This is a genomic window from Butyrivibrio sp. VCB2001, assembly GCF_000423965.1.
Taxonomy (GTDB): domain Bacteria; phylum Bacillota; class Clostridia; order Lachnospirales; family Lachnospiraceae; genus Butyrivibrio.
The window spans coordinates 283,004-302,629 of the sequence record NZ_AUIZ01000001.1 but is presented as its reverse complement, the minus strand read 5'-3'; the positions used below and the strand labels follow the sequence as shown (position 1 = coordinate 302,629).

17 protein-coding genes are annotated in these 19,626 nt (G+C 43.0%); 13 read left to right on the top strand and 4 right to left on the bottom strand.

Going from position 1 to position 19,626, the window contains the following annotated elements; translation table 11 throughout:
* Positions 1-20: 20 nt before the first annotated feature.
* Positions 21-764, top strand: coding sequence for a hypothetical protein (locus tag G589_RS0101320; RefSeq protein WP_026520801.1), 744 nt, complete (start codon positions 21-23; stop codon positions 762-764).
* A gap of 60 nt (positions 765-824) precedes the next feature.
* On the opposite strand, the gene G589_RS20820 is transcribed toward G589_RS0101320, so the two are convergent.
* The gene (locus tag G589_RS20820) at positions 825-2,939 is read right to left on the bottom strand and encodes a cyclic nucleotide-binding domain-containing protein (protein WP_051192109.1); all 2,115 of its coding nucleotides are present in this window, start codon (positions 2,937-2,939) and stop codon (positions 825-827) included.
* A gap of 79 nt (positions 2,940-3,018) precedes the next feature.
* Positions 3,019-4,272, bottom strand: a complete 1,254-nt coding sequence (locus G589_RS0101310; RefSeq protein WP_026520800.1) for a tRNA(Met) cytidine acetate ligase — start codon at positions 4,270-4,272, stop codon at positions 3,019-3,021.
* Between the two features lie 123 nt (positions 4,273-4,395).
* On the opposite strand from G589_RS0101310, the gene G589_RS0101305 reads away from it, so the two are divergent.
* The 5 genes from G589_RS0101305 to G589_RS0101285 all read left to right on the top strand — a co-directional run bounded on the left by G589_RS0101305 (position 4,396) and on the right by G589_RS0101285 (position 9,765).
* Entirely contained in the window at positions 4,396-5,589 is a 1,194-nt protein-coding gene (locus G589_RS0101305) for an acetate/propionate family kinase (protein WP_026520799.1), read from the top strand.
* A gap of 119 nt (positions 5,590-5,708) precedes the next feature.
* Entirely contained in the window at positions 5,709-6,611 is a 903-nt protein-coding gene (locus G589_RS0101300; RefSeq protein ID WP_026520798.1) for a mechanosensitive ion channel family protein, read from the top strand.
* A complete protein-coding gene (locus tag G589_RS0101295) occupies positions 6,604-7,938 on the top strand; it encodes an ATP-binding cassette domain-containing protein (RefSeq protein ID WP_051192108.1) in 1,335 nt (444 codons plus the stop codon). The genes G589_RS0101300 and G589_RS0101295 overlap by 8 nt, the downstream gene beginning before the upstream one ends.
* A 6-nt stretch (positions 7,939-7,944) precedes the next feature.
* Positions 7,945-8,889 (top strand): ABC transporter permease, encoded by a 945-nt coding sequence (locus G589_RS0101290; RefSeq protein WP_026520796.1) that lies wholly within the window; start codon positions 7,945-7,947, stop codon positions 8,887-8,889.
* A 6-nt stretch (positions 8,890-8,895) separates the two neighbouring features.
* On the top strand, positions 8,896-9,765 hold the full coding sequence (locus G589_RS0101285; RefSeq protein WP_026520795.1) for an aldose 1-epimerase family protein: 870 nt from the start codon (positions 8,896-8,898) through the stop codon (positions 9,763-9,765).
* Positions 9,766-9,935: 170 nt separating this feature from the next.
* Here the strand turns inward: G589_RS0101285 and G589_RS0101280 are convergent, their stop codons facing one another.
* On the bottom strand, positions 9,936-10,280 hold the full coding sequence (locus G589_RS0101280) for a winged helix-turn-helix transcriptional regulator (RefSeq protein ID WP_022768735.1): 345 nt from the start codon (positions 10,278-10,280) through the stop codon (positions 9,936-9,938).
* Positions 10,281-10,393: 113 nt separating this feature from the next.
* On the opposite strand from G589_RS0101280, the gene G589_RS0101275 reads away from it, so the two are divergent.
* From G589_RS0101275 to G589_RS18480, 5 genes are all read left to right on the top strand, one after another.
* Entirely contained in the window at positions 10,394-10,594 is a 201-nt protein-coding gene (locus G589_RS0101275; RefSeq protein ID WP_026520794.1) for a 4Fe-4S binding protein, read from the top strand.
* Positions 10,591-11,187 (top strand): 4Fe-4S binding protein, encoded by a 597-nt coding sequence (locus tag G589_RS0101270; protein ID WP_026520793.1) that lies wholly within the window; start codon positions 10,591-10,593, stop codon positions 11,185-11,187. The genes G589_RS0101275 and G589_RS0101270 overlap by 4 nt, the downstream gene beginning before the upstream one ends.
* A gap of 3 nt (positions 11,188-11,190) precedes the next feature.
* The gene (locus G589_RS0101265) at positions 11,191-11,583 is read left to right on the top strand and encodes a C-GCAxxG-C-C family protein (RefSeq protein WP_022768731.1); all 393 of its coding nucleotides are present in this window, start codon (positions 11,191-11,193) and stop codon (positions 11,581-11,583) included.
* Between the two features lie 97 nt (positions 11,584-11,680).
* The gene (locus tag G589_RS18485) at positions 11,681-15,322 is read left to right on the top strand and encodes an HD domain-containing phosphohydrolase (RefSeq protein WP_051192107.1); all 3,642 of its coding nucleotides are present in this window, start codon (positions 11,681-11,683) and stop codon (positions 15,320-15,322) included.
* 3 nt (positions 15,323-15,325) lie between these two features.
* Positions 15,326-16,519 (top strand): BMP family ABC transporter substrate-binding protein, encoded by a 1,194-nt coding sequence (locus G589_RS18480; protein ID WP_051192106.1) that lies wholly within the window; start codon positions 15,326-15,328, stop codon positions 16,517-16,519.
* Positions 16,520-16,563: 44 nt separating this feature from the next.
* On the opposite strand, the gene G589_RS0101250 is transcribed toward G589_RS18480, so the two are convergent.
* Positions 16,564-17,208 (bottom strand): RpiB/LacA/LacB family sugar-phosphate isomerase, encoded by a 645-nt coding sequence (locus G589_RS0101250; protein WP_022763748.1) that lies wholly within the window; start codon positions 17,206-17,208, stop codon positions 16,564-16,566.
* Positions 17,209-17,501: 293 nt separating this feature from the next.
* Here G589_RS0101250 and G589_RS0101245 point away from each other — a divergent pair, with 293 nt between their 5' ends.
* Entirely contained in the window at positions 17,502-18,920 is a 1,419-nt protein-coding gene (locus G589_RS0101245; RefSeq protein ID WP_155832480.1) for a tetratricopeptide repeat protein, read from the top strand.
* Between the two features lies 1 nt (position 18,921).
* The gene (locus G589_RS0101240; protein ID WP_026520791.1) at positions 18,922-19,599 is read left to right on the top strand and encodes a thiamine diphosphokinase; all 678 of its coding nucleotides are present in this window, start codon (positions 18,922-18,924) and stop codon (positions 19,597-19,599) included.
* Positions 19,600-19,626 lie beyond the last annotated feature (27 nt).

The window sequence follows — 19,626 nt, the reverse complement described above, 5'->3', positions numbered from 1 at the left end:
TATTAAAGAGGAGAGATATTATGAAAAGAAAATTTATTGCAGTGGTTATGACAATGACAATGGTTATGGCGCTTTCAGCATGTGGTAAGGGCGCTGAGACACAGGAGCCTGTAGCAGAGGCTACTGTAGAGGAAGCTGTTGAGGCAGCTACTGAGGAAGCATCTGCATCAGAAGCAGCAGAGGCTACAACAGAGGAGAGCACAAAAGAAGCTGATGGCGAGTTTTCAATCGGTACAGTTGAGGGCAACGCATATGTAAACGAGTACTTCGGTGTTAAGCTCAACCTTCTTGATGGATATTCATTCGTTGATGATGAGACACTTGCTCAGATCACAGGTATGACAACAGATATGCTTTCTGACAACAAGCTTGCTACTAAGGCTATCGAGGAAGGTACAGCAACAATCGTTGCGTATGCACAGAATTCAACAGGTCTTTGCAACATCAATGTAACAGCTCAGTCAAATGCTACACTTGCTAACGCAATCCTTGATGAGGAGGCAGTTCTTAACGCAAGCGTATCTCAGGCACAGAGTGCTCTTGAGGCTCAGGGCATCTCAAATATCACAACTGAGATTGTTGAGAGAGAAGTTGCAGGTGAGACTCACAAGGTTCTTAAGATGAACGGTGATTTCAACGGTGTTGAGTTCCACAACGAGATGGTTAACCTTCAGAAGGGTGACTACATGCTTGCATTTGCAGCTACATGCTTCAACGAGGATTCAACAGACGCACTTATCGATGCTCTTGAGAAACTTAACTAATTAGAAGTATATATAAACAATATAAATCCCTGATCACCTTTATGGTGGTCAGGGATCTTTTTATTTCTTGAGATGTTCAAGCTGATTTGCTACCTGGGCAGGTACATGGATGCCTTCCTTGGTAAGCTTGTGGATCAGATTGGAAATTGGCTTTGCTATATTTCCTATTCGGGCATTATGGTGATTTATGAGCTCGGTGTACTGAGGATTGTCCGCAAGCTTATCTCTGATCTCTTTGGAGAACGGGCAGAAGGTGAAGAGGATTTCTCTTGCAACCTTGTTAAGCCTTGGAGATCCGGCCGACTCATATTTTATGTAGGAGAGGTAATCAGCTACAAAGACATGTTTAAAGTTGTTGCTGAACTTCTTGAGGTCGGTCTTTAGTTTTTCCTTATTATCTGCTGAGAGAGCAGAGTTCTTTTTAAAGAACTGCAGATAGTCGCAGTACATGGAAGTAAGGGATGGATCTGTTACATCGTTCCAGTGTACACCCTGAACCGTCTTGCACATTTCCCATCTGAATTCACCAAAGAGCTTTATCATTGCCTCTTCGGTATTTTCTGTGTTGAAGATTGAAACCAGCATACGTGCTCTGGTTCTTCTGTTCTTGCCATCTATATCCTGCCACAGGGCAGCTCGGCTTCCGACATTGGGCATCAGTATCATGATAGGAGTAATGTCCTCGTCGTAGTAAACCTGAGTGATCCCTATCTCCGGATTTGAATAAACAGCCTGTCTGCAGAATACGCTAAAGTCTATGCTGCGGATCTTTTCATAATACTCGTTTATCTTCGTAGCAGTAATATATGCCATATCAAGCGGACGCAGAACGTTTTGCGCATCAAAAACAGGGACAAAGGAAGTAACTCTGCCAAAGGTCATTCTGTTACCCAGCGCAAAGAGATTTCGAAGCTCAAAATCAAGCTTCTTCTGAGGGTTATTTAACATGGCCTCCATTCGCTCTTCAGTGATTGCTCCGCTGTTTTTCTGATCCCTGAGATATGTAGGCCAGTCCTGGTCGAATTCGTTTTTAGAGGGCTCTGCTTCCTGCATGAAAATCATTTTAAGCCACTCATAAACAGTGAAGACATTCCCTTCAGGATCGGGAGTATAGGATTTGGCCATGTTGTAGAGGATGGTGGTATTTTTTTCACCTGCAAGTTCCTCATCAACAAAACCAAACATAAAGAACATCTTTACTTCGATTGGAATATTGTCGTCGGTAAGACTTCTCATAAAAGCAGGAAGATAAATGTCATAGAACGTGTTTTGGATGTTCTTTCTAAGAAGTCTTGCTTCGTCAGAGGAGTCATATCTGTTTTCATTTGCCTTAAACTGGGCTATCAGATCTTCAAACCATCCTGCGACTTCTCCGCTTACACCTGCGTAGGAGAGAATAGTGGCCAGCGCGTTAACAACTTTAACGCTGCCGTCACTCTCGCCGTTTGTAGCTCTTTCAAGCTCTGCGAGTTTTGTTTTTATGGCAGTCATGGTGGTGTTAAAGGCAGTAGTTCTTTTCTTAAGAGTTTTTCTGTATTCGTTTAAAAGAAGTACCTCTTCGGAAATGGTGTTATAGATATTAAAGGTACTCATGATCATTCCGATGGCTATTTCCACATTTATGGGATAGAGGTTCTTTTTCATGATCTCCTCGTTTTCCTTTAAGGAGTTTATGAAATCAATTGCCCACTGGGGAATACTATTTATTCTCGCCGGAGGAATGATGGCTTCAAGCTCCGGGAACTCTTTTACCACTTCGCCAACTTTTATACACAGATTGGGATAATCGGTGTAATCTGCCATAATCTGATCATATTCCTTAATGACCTCGTCAAACTGCTGGTCGTAAACAGCACAAATACGCGCAGCAGTATCAGTGGACTGAGCTGCCAGAACAGGTGCTATCTTAGGATTTGATCTTACAATTTTGGGAATATCCTCGATGGATTCGTATGGATATGAATAGACGGAAGACTCTTCAATCGCCTCGATGGTGTAGTTATAGGGCTGCCCCGGATGCTCTACGATTCCGATAAATGTACCGGCGCCGGCCGTGATGGAAGAATAAGGGTTAGAGATTTTTAGAGTACCCTTAACAAGAACTTCCACGGTAGATACGATATCCTTACCGGCATTATGAAGGATCTGACCTTTTTCGAGCTTAATAAGACCCATGGCGCCTCCGGGAATCTGACATAAGTGACCATACACATATATGTTATCACGTATAAAACTTTACTTCAAATGATTATTATCAGAGAAGTACAGGTTTTATACTGTATTCTGAGCCCTCATAGGACTTGGAGATAGAGTTGTATATGCTGCTGGCAGTTAGAGTCTCGTCAAAGAGTCTCTTCTGCAGAGGATCAAGGAGTTTATCTGCATATTTTATTCTGTCGATGACAGGAATGCTTGATTTTTCATGAATGAGTGCAAGGACGTCCGAGGAGTCGGTTTTTAGGCCCAGTACCCGTGCATAGCAGGTAAAAGAGCCTTTCTTGTACTCATTCATGTTTTCCTTGGTTATGTTTAGAAGGATATGAAGAAGAGATCTGCTTATCCTTGTATATACCAGGTTTTTATTCTTTAATTTGGAACAAAAGCCACTGAAATCATCAAATCCCTCAAGATTTTTCACTATAAGATTTGAAATATCTCCGCTTACGTCAAGGTAGTCCGTATAGCCCTTATCCTTTTCCAGGGTGAGCTTATAGTGCATAAGCCTTGAGAGTGAGTTGGAAGATAAGAAGCTACCGCTGTAGGAGGCAATCTCATGGATTGCGCCTTCCGGCATGAAACCACTTAAAATTTCATGAGCATTGGCCTTTGTGTAGCGCTCAGAGGCTGTAAAGATTCTGGCTCTTACACCGGATGCACTTGGAACTCCGCCAAGATCGTCGCTGTGATAGGGCTGTCCTATACGCTCGATGGTGTAGGGTTTTATTTTGCTCTTTTGTTTCTTAAGTGCCTTTAAGTATTCAATGGCAAGAATACTGTTGGGAGATTCGAAAATCTGACGGTACACATCGATATTGTTATCAACGGACTGATTCTTTAAAGCTGCCATAAGCGCGCTTGCGCTGGCTGCAGGATAGGGTTTACCTTGCTTGAGCTCTTTTTCCAGAATCTCTTTATAAAGAGTCGATTCGGAGTGCAGAATGTTTGCGATGTTATCCAGCTTTTTCAGGTCAGCATGTTCGCTGCCAAAGCACAGATAGTCGATGCAGCCAAGGCTATTAAGGATTGAGACTGCACCCTGAGCAAAGTACTCAGCGCTTCCCGTGCTGTAGTAAACCGGAAGTTCAAGTACCAGATCGGCGCCACTCCTAAGAGCCATTTTGGCCCTTGCATATTTGTCCACGATGGCCGGAGCGCCTCTTTGAACAAAGTCTCCGCTCATGACGATAACGACTCTGTCAGCACCAAGATTTTCCTTGCACTTTTCGATAAGGTGTTTATGACCTTCGTGAAATGGATTAAATTCTGCTATTATCCCGATAGTTTTCATAGTGAATTTACCTGTTTTTCCAATTTTTGTACAAGTTTTACCTTGTCCTTAAATTATAATATAATTATATTATTATTTGGAAGTTTTTTGACTTTACATATTAATGGGAAAAGAGGTTACTTTATGAAAATACTGGTTATCAACTGTGGAAGTTCATCACTGAAGTTCCAGCTTATCGACTCAGAGTCAGAGGCAGTTATCTGCAAGGGACTCTGCGAGAGAATCGGAATCGACGGAAGCCGTATCGTTTATACACCTGCAGGCAAGGATAAGATTACAAAGGAAGAACCCATGCCTGATCACAACAAGGCAATCGAGATGGTCATCGAGGCCCTTACAAATGAAAACGACGGCGTAGTTAAGCTCGAGGAGATCGGAGCAGTTGGACACCGTATCGTACACGGCGGTGAGAAGTTTACCAAGTCAGTTGTTATCGATGATGAAGTTATTAAGGCAATTGAGGAGGTTTCAGATCTTGCACCTCTTCACAACCCTGCAAACCTTATCGGAATCAGAGCATGCCAGAAGGTTATGCCCGGAGTTCCTATGGTAGCTGTTTTCGACACAGCATTCCATCAGACAATGCCACAGGAAGCTTACCTTTACGGCCTTCCATATTCATACTACGAGAAGTACGGTATCAGAAGATACGGCTTCCACGGAACAAGCCATTCTTATGTAAGTAAGCGTGCTGCAGAGATCCTTGGAAAAGACATTAAGGACCTTAAAATCATCGTTTGCCACCTTGGAAACGGCGCATCAATTTCAGCTGTTAAGGACGGCAAGTGCATCGACACTTCAATGGGTCTTACACCTCTTGAGGGTCTTATCATGGGAACAAGAACAGGTGACATCGATCCTTCAGTTGTTGAGTTTATCATGAAGAAAGAGAACTCTACAGTTGCAGACGTAACAAACCTTCTCAATAAGAAGTCAGGTGTTTACGGACTTTCAAACAACCTTTCATCAGACTTTAGAGATCTTGAGGATGCATACCTTAAGGGGGATGAAGGCGCTAAGAGAGCAGTAGATGCATTTACTTACAGAGTTGCCAAGTACATCGGCTCCTACACAGCAGCTATGGGCGGCGTTGATGTGATCTGCTTCACAGCAGGCGTTGGTGAGAACAGCGGATTCACAAGAGGACTTATCTGTCAGAGACTCTCATTCCTCGGCGCAGCCGTTGATGCAGAGGCTAACAAGGTTCGCGGCGAAGAGAAGACAATCTCAGCTGCTGATTCCAAGGTTCTTCTTATGGTAGTTCCTACCAATGAAGAGCTTGCAATTGCAAGAGATACATACGAGCTTTGCAAATAATTAAATCACGATCACTTTAAAACCGGGACATTAGTTCCCGGTTTTTTTGTTGCAATTCTTTGTGATGAGCATTATCAATGATAAAATAATTATAGAACGTAAAATAGTGAGGTGAAATTATGCAGGATATCAGCATTGCTCCAAATGGATCAGAACTTACAGAAATTCTTAATAATCTTACTTTTAAAGAGATCGTACCGATTGTGATCATAGCTATAATAACGTTTCTTTTAACGGCTGCGGTGTATATTCTTCTGACCTACTTTATCCTGAAACTCAACAAGGCCATCTTCAAGAGGATTGAAAAGAAGAGAGGAAACAGCATAACACTACAGTTTTTACAGAAGGCTATAGCTCTTTTACTTATAGCTGTTTTAGTAGTTCTTCCTTTGGGCGGAAAACAACTGGCCAGGTCCCTTCTTGGATCAACGGCAGTTCTTGCTGTTATAGTCGGCCTTGCTGCCAATGAGGTTTTAAAGGATATGTTCGCAGGACTTGAGATAAGTATTTATAAGCCCTTCGATATCGGATCCAGGATCATGCTCGAAGATGGAAGAGCGGGAATTGTCGAAAAGCTCACTCTCCGTCATGTTGTACTCAGACTCATTGACACAACACGCGTCATTATCCCAAACAGTAAGGCTAACCAGAGCATAATAGTTAATTACAGTTACGCAGAGCATGTTCCAAGGTCTTTTGACGTAAGATTCGGAATCGGATATAACTCGGACATTGATAAGGCCAAAGAGATAATAAGGCAGACAATCTCTGAATGCCCACTTACGCTCAACAAAGACAGATACAAAGAGGATGACCCGAATTCAAAGTCCGTATATTTTCTTGAGATCACGGACAGCGCGATCATACTTGGGGCAACGATCTATTATCCCCATGAGCTTAGGACAGAAGTTGTTAAGGATGAGGTAAACACCCGAATTTTCAAGGCTCTTTGTGATAATGGAATTGAGATTCCATACAACTATGTAAATATGATCATGAAAAAGGAGAACGCTGATGATTGAAATACTTTCATCTCAATTGGATTATACAAATCTGATTGTTTCCCTAAGGCACCAGATTCTGATGACCATTGGATGCTGGTTTCTCTTTAAGAAATGCGACGTAAAAAAGGTATGGGCTTTTATTCCGGTTGCAAGAGAGTATCATATAAGCCTTTGTGCAGACAGAGAGAAGGACGGCAGGGTTTATACCATACTTGTATTCTTCTACGATGTCCTTACGATTCTGTTACCTTTCCTTCCATCCGATAACCTTTTTGTACTGTTTCTGCTGATACCGATAGTCGGAATCGGCATCGCCATGGAAATCTATATAATCAAGATTTATTTAGGGCTGATAAAGATATTTGACAGAAAGAAAAAATGGATCATTGCATTTTTCTTCTTTGAGGGAATAACCCTTATTATCTGGGGAGTTTCAAAGCGCTTTATTCCGGGCAAAAAGGTTGAACATGTTGAAAAGACAGGTGCAAAAGAACTTGGCGAGAATTTAAGCGCTGCATCGGAAGGCCTTACGGTAAACATTACCGACAGGACTGTAGTTGATTTCTTTAAGAAAAAGACTCTTTTGAAGGATATACATATGATCATTCCAAGGGGCCACATGGTGCTCCTTCTTGGCGGTTCCGGAGCCGGTAAGACCACATTCTTGAATGCTGTAACGGGCTATGAGAAGGCAAAGGCCAGCATTAAGCTTGATAACAATGACGTTTACACGGATTACGGTAAGATGAAATACGACATCGGCTTTGTTCCTCAGCAGGATCTGATGAGAGGCAATGATACCGTGGAAATGACTCTCACAGATGCAGCACTGATGAGGCTCTCAAAAGACACATCTGTTATGGAGAGAGAAAATCGCATAGCCTATATGCTCGATCAGTTCGGTCTTACTGCAGTAAGAAACAATCTGGTTGAGAAGCTATCGGGAGGTCAGAGAAAGAGGCTCTCAATTGCCATGGAGTTCATTTCCGACCCGTCACTGTTTATTCTTGATGAGCCGGATTCAGGACTTGACGGCGTTGTTGCAAGGAGTCTTTTTGAAAAACTCAGGGAAATAGCAGATGAAGGAAAGATTGTTGTAGTTATTACCCACACCCCTGACAGAGTAATAGATCTTTTTGATGATGTGATCGTACTTGCCAAGGATGCTACAAGGACAGGACGTCTTGCGTGGTACGGCCCGGTTGATGAGGCCTATGAATTCTTCGGAAAGTCCTCAATGGAAGAGATCCTTCTTTCAATCAATCAGAAGGACGAAGGCGGAGAAGGAAGAGCGGACGAGTTCGTAGAAAAGTATGCTGATCGCATTAAGGAAAAAGTGGGGTGATGCAACATGACTGAATATAAGACAAAGCACAGAGGCAGAGTTTTTCAGACCTTTATATATCTGGGCAAGCTCTTTAGAATGTTCCTTTTCCAGAATGACTGGAAGGTCCTTCCGATGGCAGCGGTCATTGCAGGCCTGGTTTCATTTACTGTGGGGAAAAACCTGTTTAAGACCATGGAAGGAACACTGATGGGCACTTTTGCACTGTCGTGTATCTGTATCTGGAACGGCTTTTTTAACTCTATACAGGTTATCTGTAGGGAGAGAGCAATAGTAAAAAGAGAGCACAGATCAGGACTTCACATGACGTCCTATGTGGCTGCTCATATGATCTACCAGGCTTTTTTGTGTATCCTGCAGGTGGTAATAACAATCGGCGTATGCCTTCTTATGAAGGTTCAATTCCCTGAGGGCAGCCTTATTACTCCGTGGCCTTTAGTGGATTTTGGATTATCTCTTTTTCTCATAACATATTGTGCGGATATGCTGGCGCTCCTTATCTCTGCATTTTCAAAGACTACGACAACAGCCATGACTATAATGCCATTTCTCCTCATCGTACAGCTCCTGTTTTCAGGTGCATTCTTTTCTCTTCCTGAGGAGGCAATGCCACTTACCAACCTTACTGCCACAAAGTGGGGACTTACGGCACTTTGTGCCCAGGGCGATTACAACTCAAAGCCTATGGTAAGTGTGTGGAACAATGCTCTCAAGATGAAAGATGTTGAAGTTGAGGGAGAAAAACCTCTTTTGACCTTGTTTAGAGAGATAGAAGAGAATAATATGAGAGATGACATACTTATGAAGACAGGAGAGCTCAACCAGAATCACGACTATGACTTTGATCCGAAGATTGTTGTTAAATGTTGGGGCTGGCTACTCATGTGGACCTTCGTTTACGTGATGATCACAGTGCTCTTACTGGAAATGATCGACTTGGATAAGAGGTAGAAGACTATGAAAAAGTACAACATCAAAAATGACATTTACAACCTGACTGTTTCAGACCACGGCGCTGAGATTACCTCTCTGTTAAAGAATGGTAAGGAGCTTATGTGGAACGCAGATCCGGCATTTTGGGGAAGAACATCTCCTGTCTTGTTCCCTCAGGTAGGTGCTGTTTGGGAAAAGAAATATCGCTTCGAGGGCAAGACCTATGAAATGGGACAGCACGGTTTTGCCAGAGACATGGATTTTAAGATGATCTTGCAGACAAGTGATGAGCTTGTGTTTGAGCTTAAAGACAATGAAGAAACAAAAGCGAAATATCCTTTTGATTTTGTGTTAAGACTGGGATATAAACTGACTGATGATAATGTGGAGGTTATCTGGGAGGTCGAGAACCCATCTGATGGAGATATGTTCTTCTCAATCGGAGGTCATCCGGCGTTTAACTGCGATCTTACCAAGGATAAATTGCTATTTATGAACAAGGGAGAAAAGGTATCAGGTAATCTTACTTCTAATGTGGTAATGCTTGATGGAAGCGGATGTCTTTCTGACAAAACTACAGAGGTTGTACTTGAAGACGGAGTGCTTGCCCTTAAGCCTGAACTCTTTGATGAGGATGCTCTTGTGATCGAGGACAGACAGGCTGATGCAGTTGCTATTATTGATGCAGACGGAGAGACTATAGTTACTGTAAGCTTTGATGCTCCTTTGTTTGGCGTATGGTCACCTGATCATAAGAATGCTCCGTTTGTGTGTATAGAGCCCTGGTACGGAAGATGCGACAGAGCAGGCTTTGCAGGAGATCTCAGTGAAAGAGAGTATGGCAATAAGCTGGGAGCCGGAGAGAAGTTTAAGGTATCTTACACAATTGCCTGATATGATGCCCGGAATCTTAATGATCAGCAGCGATGGATTTTTATATGATCCATCGCTGTTTTATATTGCTTTATAGCTTAAATGGGACAATTATAGTGAATTATAGTATATTATATGGAATTATATTGAATTATATGATATAAGGATGTAAGCAGTATTAGAATAACGGATCAAAGATTGTCCTCACCCCATTTTTTCATCTCAAGAAGAATGGGGATGAGGCTTTTTGCTTTTTCGGTGAGACTGTACTCAACTCTTACAGGCATCTCATCATAAAGCTTTCTAAGGACGAGGCCGTCAGCTTCAAGTTCTTTTAACGAATTGGCGAGCATGGTATTGGTGATGCCGGCTATGGCTCTTGTCAGCTCTCCGTAGCGCACGACTTCCCTGTTGTCGATAACGCAGAGGATCATGATCTTCCATTTACCTCCGACAATGTCAAGGACCTTCTTCAGACCGCACCCTTTTCCGGCAATATCTTCACATAATGGTTCTTTTTTCGCTATTTTACTCATAGTATCATTTTCCTTACCAGGTCAATATTAACTGCGTACTTGATATACTTTTTATACCAGATATAATATCCTTGTTGCTTAAATAAATCAAGTAGATGTAGGAGATTATTAGAATGAAACGGGCAGTAAACGATACAGACAGATGTGTTGCTTGCGGAGAATGTGCCGGGCAGTGTCCGAGAGGTGCCATAAGTATTTACAAAGGGTGCTATGCGGATGTGGATTTATCTATGTGTGTAGGATGCGGAATCTGTGAGAAGGCATGTCCTGCCGGATCAATAAAAGTACAGGAAATGGAGGACACCGGCAGATGAAGAAAGCAGTTAATAAAAAGAGTCACTGGTATGACTATCTCTGGATCTGGTCAATTATTTATTTCGCTCTCGGATTTTTTAACATCCTTTTTGCATGGCTTGGAATGATAGATTTTATTCTGCCGCTGATATTTGCGATTGCAGGAGGAAACAAGTGGTTCTGTAATCACATGTGCGGTAGAGGACAGCTCTTTTGGGTGCTTGGAAGAAATCTTAAATGCTCAAGAAAAAAGCAGGCACCAAAGTGGATATCATCAAAATGGTTCAGATACGGATTTCTTGCCTTTTTCCTGACTATGTTTGGAACAATGGTATTCCAGACATATCTGGTGTTCTCAGGAGCACAGACTCTAAGAAAAGCAATTAAACTTTTCTGGACCTTTAGGGTTCCGTGGAAATGGGCGTATAATGGTAGTATATTCCCCGACTGGGTTGCGCAGTTTGGCTTTGGATTCTATAGCCTGATGCTGACATCCACCCTTATCGGACTTATCGTAATGCTGCTGTATAAAGAGAGAACCTGGTGCTCGTTCTGTCCTATGGGGACCATGACTCAGGGAATCTGTAAGATCAAGGCAAAAAAAGGAGAATGAAATATGACTTTAGAAGAAAGAGCTGCAAAAGCAGTAGAAATGAAAAACTCCGGAATGTATAACTGTGCTCAGTCTGTAACTGTGGCACTGGCTGATGAGACGGGGCTTTCTGAGGAACAGCTCAGACAGATATCAGCAGGGTTCTGCGCAGGTATGGGAAATCTTGAAGCAACCTGTGGAGCGCTTATAGGTGCAGGAATGATAGCAGGGCTTAAGACCGAAGGAAGAGGAACTCTTGGAATTACAAGGCAGATCCAGGAAGAGTTCAATAACAGATGCGGAGCAATAAAGTGTAAGGACTTAAAGACCGTTACAGACGGTAAGCCTCTTTGTCCTTGCGAGGAGTGCGTTCGAAATGCTGTCATGATCTACGGAGAAGTATTGGGACTTAGCTGATTTTCTTTTGATTATGTACGTTTTATAGAATATAATTGTAAATAAAGGATGAATGTACAAGAAATCAATAATGTTGGGAGTTTAGGAGAAATTGCCAATGAAAAAGTGGAAGAGTCTGCAGATTGTTCTTTTTGTTGTTATGTGCGTAGGTCTCAATATAGGTGGCAAGTTTTTGGCTGTATGGCTTGAGCTTCCGCTTTGGGCTGACTCTTTTGGCACGGCACTTTGTGCTTATGTCTTAGGACCTGTATGTGGCGCCATGGTCGGAGTTACGGGAAATCTGGCATATTCATTGGTAAATCCAATCTCAGTCATGTATTCGATTACCAGTGTTGCTTTGGGTATTATAGTTGGACTGGCTGCTAAGAAAAACTGGTTCGACTATCTCTACGGTTATATGAAGGCCGCTTCTTTAGTTGTTCTGACAGCACTCATCGTTTCAGTTCCCGTCAATATGATATTTACAGAAGGTTTTACCGGAAATAAGTGGGGAGACGGAGTGATTTACTATCTTTTTGATAGGAATTGGCCTCCGTTTTTGTGTTTTGTCTTCGGACAGCTGGCGCTTGAGTTTGTAGACAAGGTTCTTACCATAGGTGCGGTTTTCATAACAGTTTTCATAAAGCACATCAAGGATAATCAGGATGAAATTGATGCAGTAAGGAAGGGCACTACAACAGGAGCTGCTCTTATCCTGTGTCTGTCTATGTGCTTTTCATTCCCTTCAAGAGCAGAGGACATTGCTGCGGACACCACTGAAGACTACAACGACTATGTTCAAAGTGTTTACAGTTCAAATAACGGCCTTCCCTGTGGCGAGGCCAACGATATTGCACAGACCAATGACGGTGTGCTTTGGATCGGCACTTATGCAGGACTCTATAGGTATAATGGCAGGGAGTTTCGCTGGATAGACAACTATGAATCAGTAAAGAACGTAAACTGTCTCTATGTGGATGAAGAGGGACGTCTCTGGATAGGTACCAACGATAATGGCCTTTCCATAGTGATCCGTGAGAAGGTTGTAAACGTTCTTGATCAGTCCACCGGGCTTCCTTCAAACTCTGTCAAAAGTATAGTCCGTGCTACTGACGGATATTATTATATTGGCACCAGCGGAAGTATGCAGATCCTTGTGATGAACAACGGACTTAAGACTGCAAACACACTGCCTGAAGTTTACTATGTTGAGAGTATATCCGCTGATGATGAAGGACATGTTGCTGCTGTTTCGTCAGACGGAACACTTTACCTGCTTAAGAGCGGTAATATTCTAAACTCCATTAAGCTTTCTCAGGGTGATGAGGAGTTTAACTGCTGTACGTTTGCACCTAACGGAACGCTGATGGCCGGTACTTCTACACACAATATTTACGACTACGACATCTCCGCCGGAAGCTTTAAAAAGGTCAGGGTAACTACCTGCGAGGGTGCTATCAATATTAATGACATCAGTTTTTTGAATGATGGCACCATGTTTGTATCATCTGACAGCGGTGTTTCATATTCTGATATCCATGGATTCCATCACCTTAATACCAATGACTTTAACAATTCAATAGACAATATGCTATGTGACTATCAGGGCAATCTTTGGTTTACATCATCAAGGCTTGGTCTTCTTCGTCTTGCAAAATCTCCCTTCAGGGATGTTTATGGCGCTATCGGAATGGAGAGAAACGTGGTAAATTCCATTGTCTCCTGGCAGCGCAACTACTATATCGGAACCGACAAAGGCCTTGATGTAGTAGATAAGGGATGTCACAACGAGATAGAAAATGAGCTTACTGCTGAACTTGAGGGTAAGAGAATACGATGCCTCTACGTTGATGAGAAAAATCATTTGTGGGTTTGCACCTACGGAAACGGTCTTGTAGAGTATTCACCCACAGGTGAGAGCTGGGAATACAATGCCGATAACGGAAGTTTTGGAAGCAGAGCACGTATCGTGACCGGGCTTTCCGATGGCACGATCATTGCAGCAGGAGATACAGGAATCAGTTACATAGAAGACCATAAGGTAACAAAAACCATAAAGAACGAAGATGGTCTGATTAATTCCATGATCCTAACAATTACCGAGATGAGCGACGGAACGATCCTCGCAGGCACAGACGGAGACGGCATTGCAGTCATAAAAGACGGCAAAGTTGAAAAGATGCTTACCAGGGAAGACGGACTTAGCAGCGGTGTAATTTTGAGGACAATAAAGGATCCGAAATCTGAAGGCGTATTTCTCGTTACCAGCAATAGCCTGTGCTATCTTGATGAGAATCAAAATATCAGAGTTTTGGACAAATTCCCATACTTCAACAACTATGATATCTGGGTAAAGGATGAGGATACTCTCTTTGTAATGTCCAGTGCGGGAATCTATGTTGTTGAGCGTGACGAGCTTGTTGAAGGCGGTGAGATCGCATGGGAACTTCTGGATGCCAGAAGAGGACTTGGTACTTCGCTCACAGCTAATTCCTGGAATTATTACAACGGAAACGGAGAGCTGTTCCTTCCTTGCGATACAGGCGTTTATGTTATTGACGTTGAAAAATACAACAGTGACGTCAGATCCTACAGGATGCAGCTGGCTGCTGTAAAGCTTGACGGAACCTCGGTTCCGATAGATCGTTACGGAGCAATTAATATTGGTCAGGGCGTCAGCAGAGTTGAGCTTGATCCCGAGATATTAAACTACACTATTCAGGACCCCAATGTGGGTTATTATCTCGAGGGCTATGATAATCAGTGGACCAAAGTTGCGCAGAATAATTTAAGCAATATTATCTACGTAAACCTGCCTTCGGGTAAATTCACTTTCCACCTGGCAATTCTTGACAGTGCAGGAGAGCGTGTGCTTGAGGAGCGCAAGTTCACGGTTATAAAGGAAGGTGAGTTCTACGAACAGTCAGGGTTCCTTCTGTACATGCTTCTGGTACTGATAGCACTGATCGTTTGGACTACCTGGCTTGTGGTTCAAAGACAGCTCCGTCAGCAGCAGGTTAAGATCAATATGGCAAATGAGACGGTCATGGCAATAGCTAATTCCGTCGATGCCAAGGATGTGCGTACGAGCCAGCACTCATCACGTGTAGCGGACTATGCAGTGCTTATAGCGGAAGAGATGAACTGCTTCCCATGGTTGCAGAGGGAAAAGGCTCTTTCAAACCTTCGTAAGGCTGCGCAGATGCATGATATCGGTAAGATCGGAATTCCTGACAGTGTACTTAATAAAGTAGGTCGTCTTACGGATGAAGAGTATGCAAAGATGAAATCCCACGTAGTAAGCGGAGCCGAGATCCTTAAAGACTTTACGCTGGTTGACCATGTTCTGGACGGAACAAGATATCATCACGAGAGATACGACGGCCGTGGATATCCGGATGGACTAAAAGGAGAGGAGATACCTCTTTTTGCAAGAATAATCGGTGTGGCGGATGCTTTCGATGCCATGACTTCAAACCGTGTATACCGTAATCACATGGATAACGATTATGTTATGAATGAGATGAAGAGGGGAAGAGGAACACAGTTTGATCCCGATGCCCTTGATGCGTTCCTTCGTCTAGTGGACAAAGGAGTTATCGACTTGGAAGCTATTTATAGCCAGAAACAGTCAGAGGTTCAGAAGGTTGATGAAAAGTCACAGGAAGAACTTGAGAGAAGGCAGAAGGAAGATAAACAGATCCAGGAAGCTGAAATGAAGAAAAACGAACCGGCTCAGGATAAAGCGGAGAAAGGATAAGGTATGAAGAAAACTCATATTATAACTTTTATAACATGCCTTGTGACGCTCGCTGCATTCTGTATTGTGTTCAAAATCCTCAATCCTTCGGTGGGCAGAGATACACTTAAAGTTGGTTTTATTTATGACAATGACGAGAGTACCCCGTACACCTACAACTTTTCACTGGCTAAGGATGCACTGGAGAAGAAATACGGTGATCATGTAGAGATATTTACCTGCAGTAACGTCCTTGACGATGAGATGGAAGAGCCTCTAAGAGAGCTTGCAGACAAGGGGTGCGATATCATCTTTTTCAACGGTTATAGTGAGATGGTAAAAGACCTTGCTCCTGAATATCCGAATACGCAGTTCTGCCAGACTTCGTATATGGATATGAACGGAGTTCCCGTTCCGGAGAATTACCACACATTTAAAGGGGAAGCTTATCAGGGAAGATATGTAAGCGGAATTGCTGCCGGCATGAAGATAAAGCAGATGATAAGCGAAGGAATAATAAGTTCTGATGAGGCTTTGGTCGGCTTTGTTGCAGCTTTTCCGACTTCTGAAGTAATCTCGGGCTACACGGCATTTTTGCTGGGAGTAAGAAGTATTGTTCCCGAAGCTAAGATGAAGGTCTGCTACACCAATACCTGGAGCAGCTATGCTCATGAAAAGAGTGCAGCGATGCAACTTATCCAAGACGGATGCGTTGTTCTGTCGCAGCACACCGACACCATTGGACCTGCCATCGCCTGTGAGGAGTCGTCACAGAAAAAGGAAGTATACTTTGTGGGTTACAACCAGAGTATGTCAGAGGTTGCGCCCGGTTCATCACTGGTAACATCCAGGATTTGCTGGGAACCTTACGTGCTTGGAGCAGTTGACGCTGTGATGAATAGCAGTGAGATAGAAAGTGTTGTTCAGGGAAGTGTTCACGGGACGGATATTGCTGCAGGTTATGAGTTCGGATGGGTTGAGATTGTGGACTTAAATCTTCAGGTCTGTGCTCCCGGAACACAAAAAGCCATGAATGTCGCAATAGATAAATTCAAAAGAGGACACAATGACTTTGTTTTCTGGGGAGATTATATAGGAACTGATCCAAAGAACCCGTCAGATAAGATCAACTTAAAGAATGGATATATTGAGAATCAGACTACGTCGTATCCGACGTTCCATTATATCCTTGATGATGTGATAACAATACTTAAATAAAAAGAACCGTCCCCGGTGACCCAGGGACGGTTTTCTTTAAATCATTATTTGCCAAGAATTTCATGAACAGCAGCTTTGATGCTCTCATCCTTAGCATTGGCATCGAAGTACTCAAGGAAGTGCTCGCCTGAGAATGCACCCTTAACAAGATCCTGATCAAGGCTCTTTAAGATAGCAGGAACATCCTGAACTACGGTAACCTTTCTTACCTCATCGAGGATCTTCTTGTTGCGCTGCTCAGGAACAGCTCTTTCTCTGGGATATCCCTGTCCGCTTGGCTCAGAAAAGAGCTTCTCGAAGCTGTACTCAAGGTTAAGCTCGGCACCCCAGCCTGACTTAAGTGCGAAGTTCATAGCGATTGCATTTCCGTCATTAACCTGTGCAAAAGTATAGGCATCAAGAGGATCTGTTACATGTCCGCAGATAACTCCGGGGAAGCTGTTGCATGCCAGCATAGCACCTTCACCTGTTCCGCAACCTGTAACAACATAATCGGCAGCACCGGAATTAAGGAGTACGCAGGCAAGGATACCATTCTGTACATAAGTAAGCTGTGCCTCGTCCTCAGCTGAATACATTCCGTAGTTGAATACTTCAAAGCCGTGCTTGTCAGCGACCTTCTTCAGTGCGCCGTAGATCATTGCGTTTTTGGCTGCCTGAGAATTTTCATTGATAAGAGCAATTTTCATTTTAAAACCCTCCAAAACAACAATAGTTTAAATATGTATATATGATAAGTATATTTTATTTTTCGAGGAGTTCCGTGTCTACGCCTTTTAGGTCAATGTGTCATATTTTCAAGATTTTAGTCAAAAGATATTTGTTAAGAAAAAATTAATATTTGTCTTTTCGCCCGGGAAGGTTTGTGCTATACTATCAAAAGTGTGTATGATTTTTGAGGAGAGAAACTGTATGTGGGGAAGCATATGGCTTCTTTTGTTGCATTAATTTTTAAATATGAGGGGAAGTAAGGGATTTAGTTTTGAGCACGGCAAGAGTACATAGTTACAGAAATTCGGACAAGAGTTACAGCAGAAACGTAACTGTCAGAAAAACGAAAAGAAGGAAGAAGCGCCACTACGATATGAGAAAGATCGCAGTAATAGCTGCAGCATCAGTTTTGGCAGTGGTTGGCGGATACACAGTTTACAATCACCTTCCTTTTGTAAAAGTAAATAAAGCGATAGCAGCAGGAAACAGATATACTGAGGATGCTGATTACGAGGCAGCAATCGATTCCTATTCAGAGGCAATCAAGATCGACAAGCACTCAGTCACAGCCTACAGCAATATGGCAGGAGCATTCCTTAGCATAGACGATTCCGAATCTGCCAAGAAGATCCTCTATGATGGATGGCAGAACACTGAGAACACAGGTCTTTTGGACAACTACCACACAGTTATCCTAAACGAAGCGGTAGATTCCATGAACACCAAGAGTGCTGACATGGAGACAGTTCTTTCCATAGAATCAGTACTTAAGGATGACAACACCAACAAGGATGCAGTTGAGCTTTTAGATGCAGCATATTCAAGAGTTTTTGATGATGCATACAGCTACAATGCAGATGCACTCTTTAGATCGGATGCTTCAACATATTCAAGCGAGGGTGGAAGTGATACCTTCTCATTCGAAGAGTATCTGAACTTTGAAAAAGAACTTTTGGCTATATATGAGGCCAATCCAACAGACGAGCTAAAGAAAGTTATTCTCGAGTACGCTACACCCGGAGTTAGCTCTTTTACCATGAACTACTCAGATGTGGAGGCTTATCAGGAGCTTTTATCTCAGGTTGAGGCTGTAGCAGGTACAGATGAGAACCTGGATTCATTTAAGGCATGTCTTTCAAATGCTCAGGAGGTTCAGGCTGTTTTTGCCGACATCTTCACACAGCTTGATGTTGGAAATGTAGATGAGCTTAGAAGTTTTGTTGTATCAGATGAGTATCTGGCTCTTAGAGATATCTTTTTAAATGATGAGTATACACCTCAGGAGAATACAACCTACGTGCCAATAAGCCGTGAGGCAATGATTCTTAACCGCAATGACGGAAAATGGTCCTACAGGTTCCTGGATTTTGAAGAGAATCCTGAGACAACAGGTGTTATAACACTTTGGGCCAATTTCTTTGAGGATGACGGTGTACAGAGAGATTCGATTTCTTATGAGCCCGGCGCTATAGACGGACAGCTTTATCCTCATACCAAGTACGACGTAACTTACCTTAAGAGCTACATTACTTCAGGTAAGTCAACCAAGACCATCAAGATGAATTACAGGCTTGAGACCACCATCACTTCTGAAGATGGAAGTACCATCAATTCCATCATCGGCGACTGGGGTGGAGAAAACGAATGGGAAATGGATATCGATACCATCGAATCCAGGATTAGAGCATAATATGAATAATATTGATAGTGAGCCAAAGTGTGTGATCATATCAGCAGGAAGCTTTCCGGAGGTGCAGATAGACCTTCGGGAGGGCGATCTTTGTATCGCGGCGGACGCGGGATTTGGTTACGCACAAAGGCTCGGTATTCTACCGGACCTCATTGTGGGAGATTTTGATTCAGCAAAAGACGCCCCACCTGAGGTCCTTCGTGGTATTAGGGAAATTGCAGAAAATGATCCGGAGCGCGTCGTGCAGCTGGAAGTTATGAAGGATGATACGGACACCATGCGCGCAGTGAAGATAGGACTATCGAAGGGGTATCGAAAGTTCTATCTCTACGGTGCTATGGGAGGAAAGCGCTTTGATCACAGCTTTGCCAATATCCAGACTCTGGAATTTATAAAGCATCAGGGTGGCAGAGGTTATATAATGGATAAGGATTCCATGCTCTTTATAGCAGAGAATGAGACTATCAAGTTTCACAGGGGAAACACAGGAATCCTCTCGGTATTTTCTTTATCGGAGGTATCCCGTGGCGTGAGTCTTAAAGGTCTTTTGTACGGCATGGAGGACGGTGAACTAAAGAGAGACTTTCCGCTGGGTGTGAGCAATGAGTTTATCATTGATGAGGAAGCGGAAGTTACAGTCAAAGAGGGGACTTTGCTCATTAGCGTCATCTGGGATTAACTAATCAAATGAGAGAGGAATGAAAAG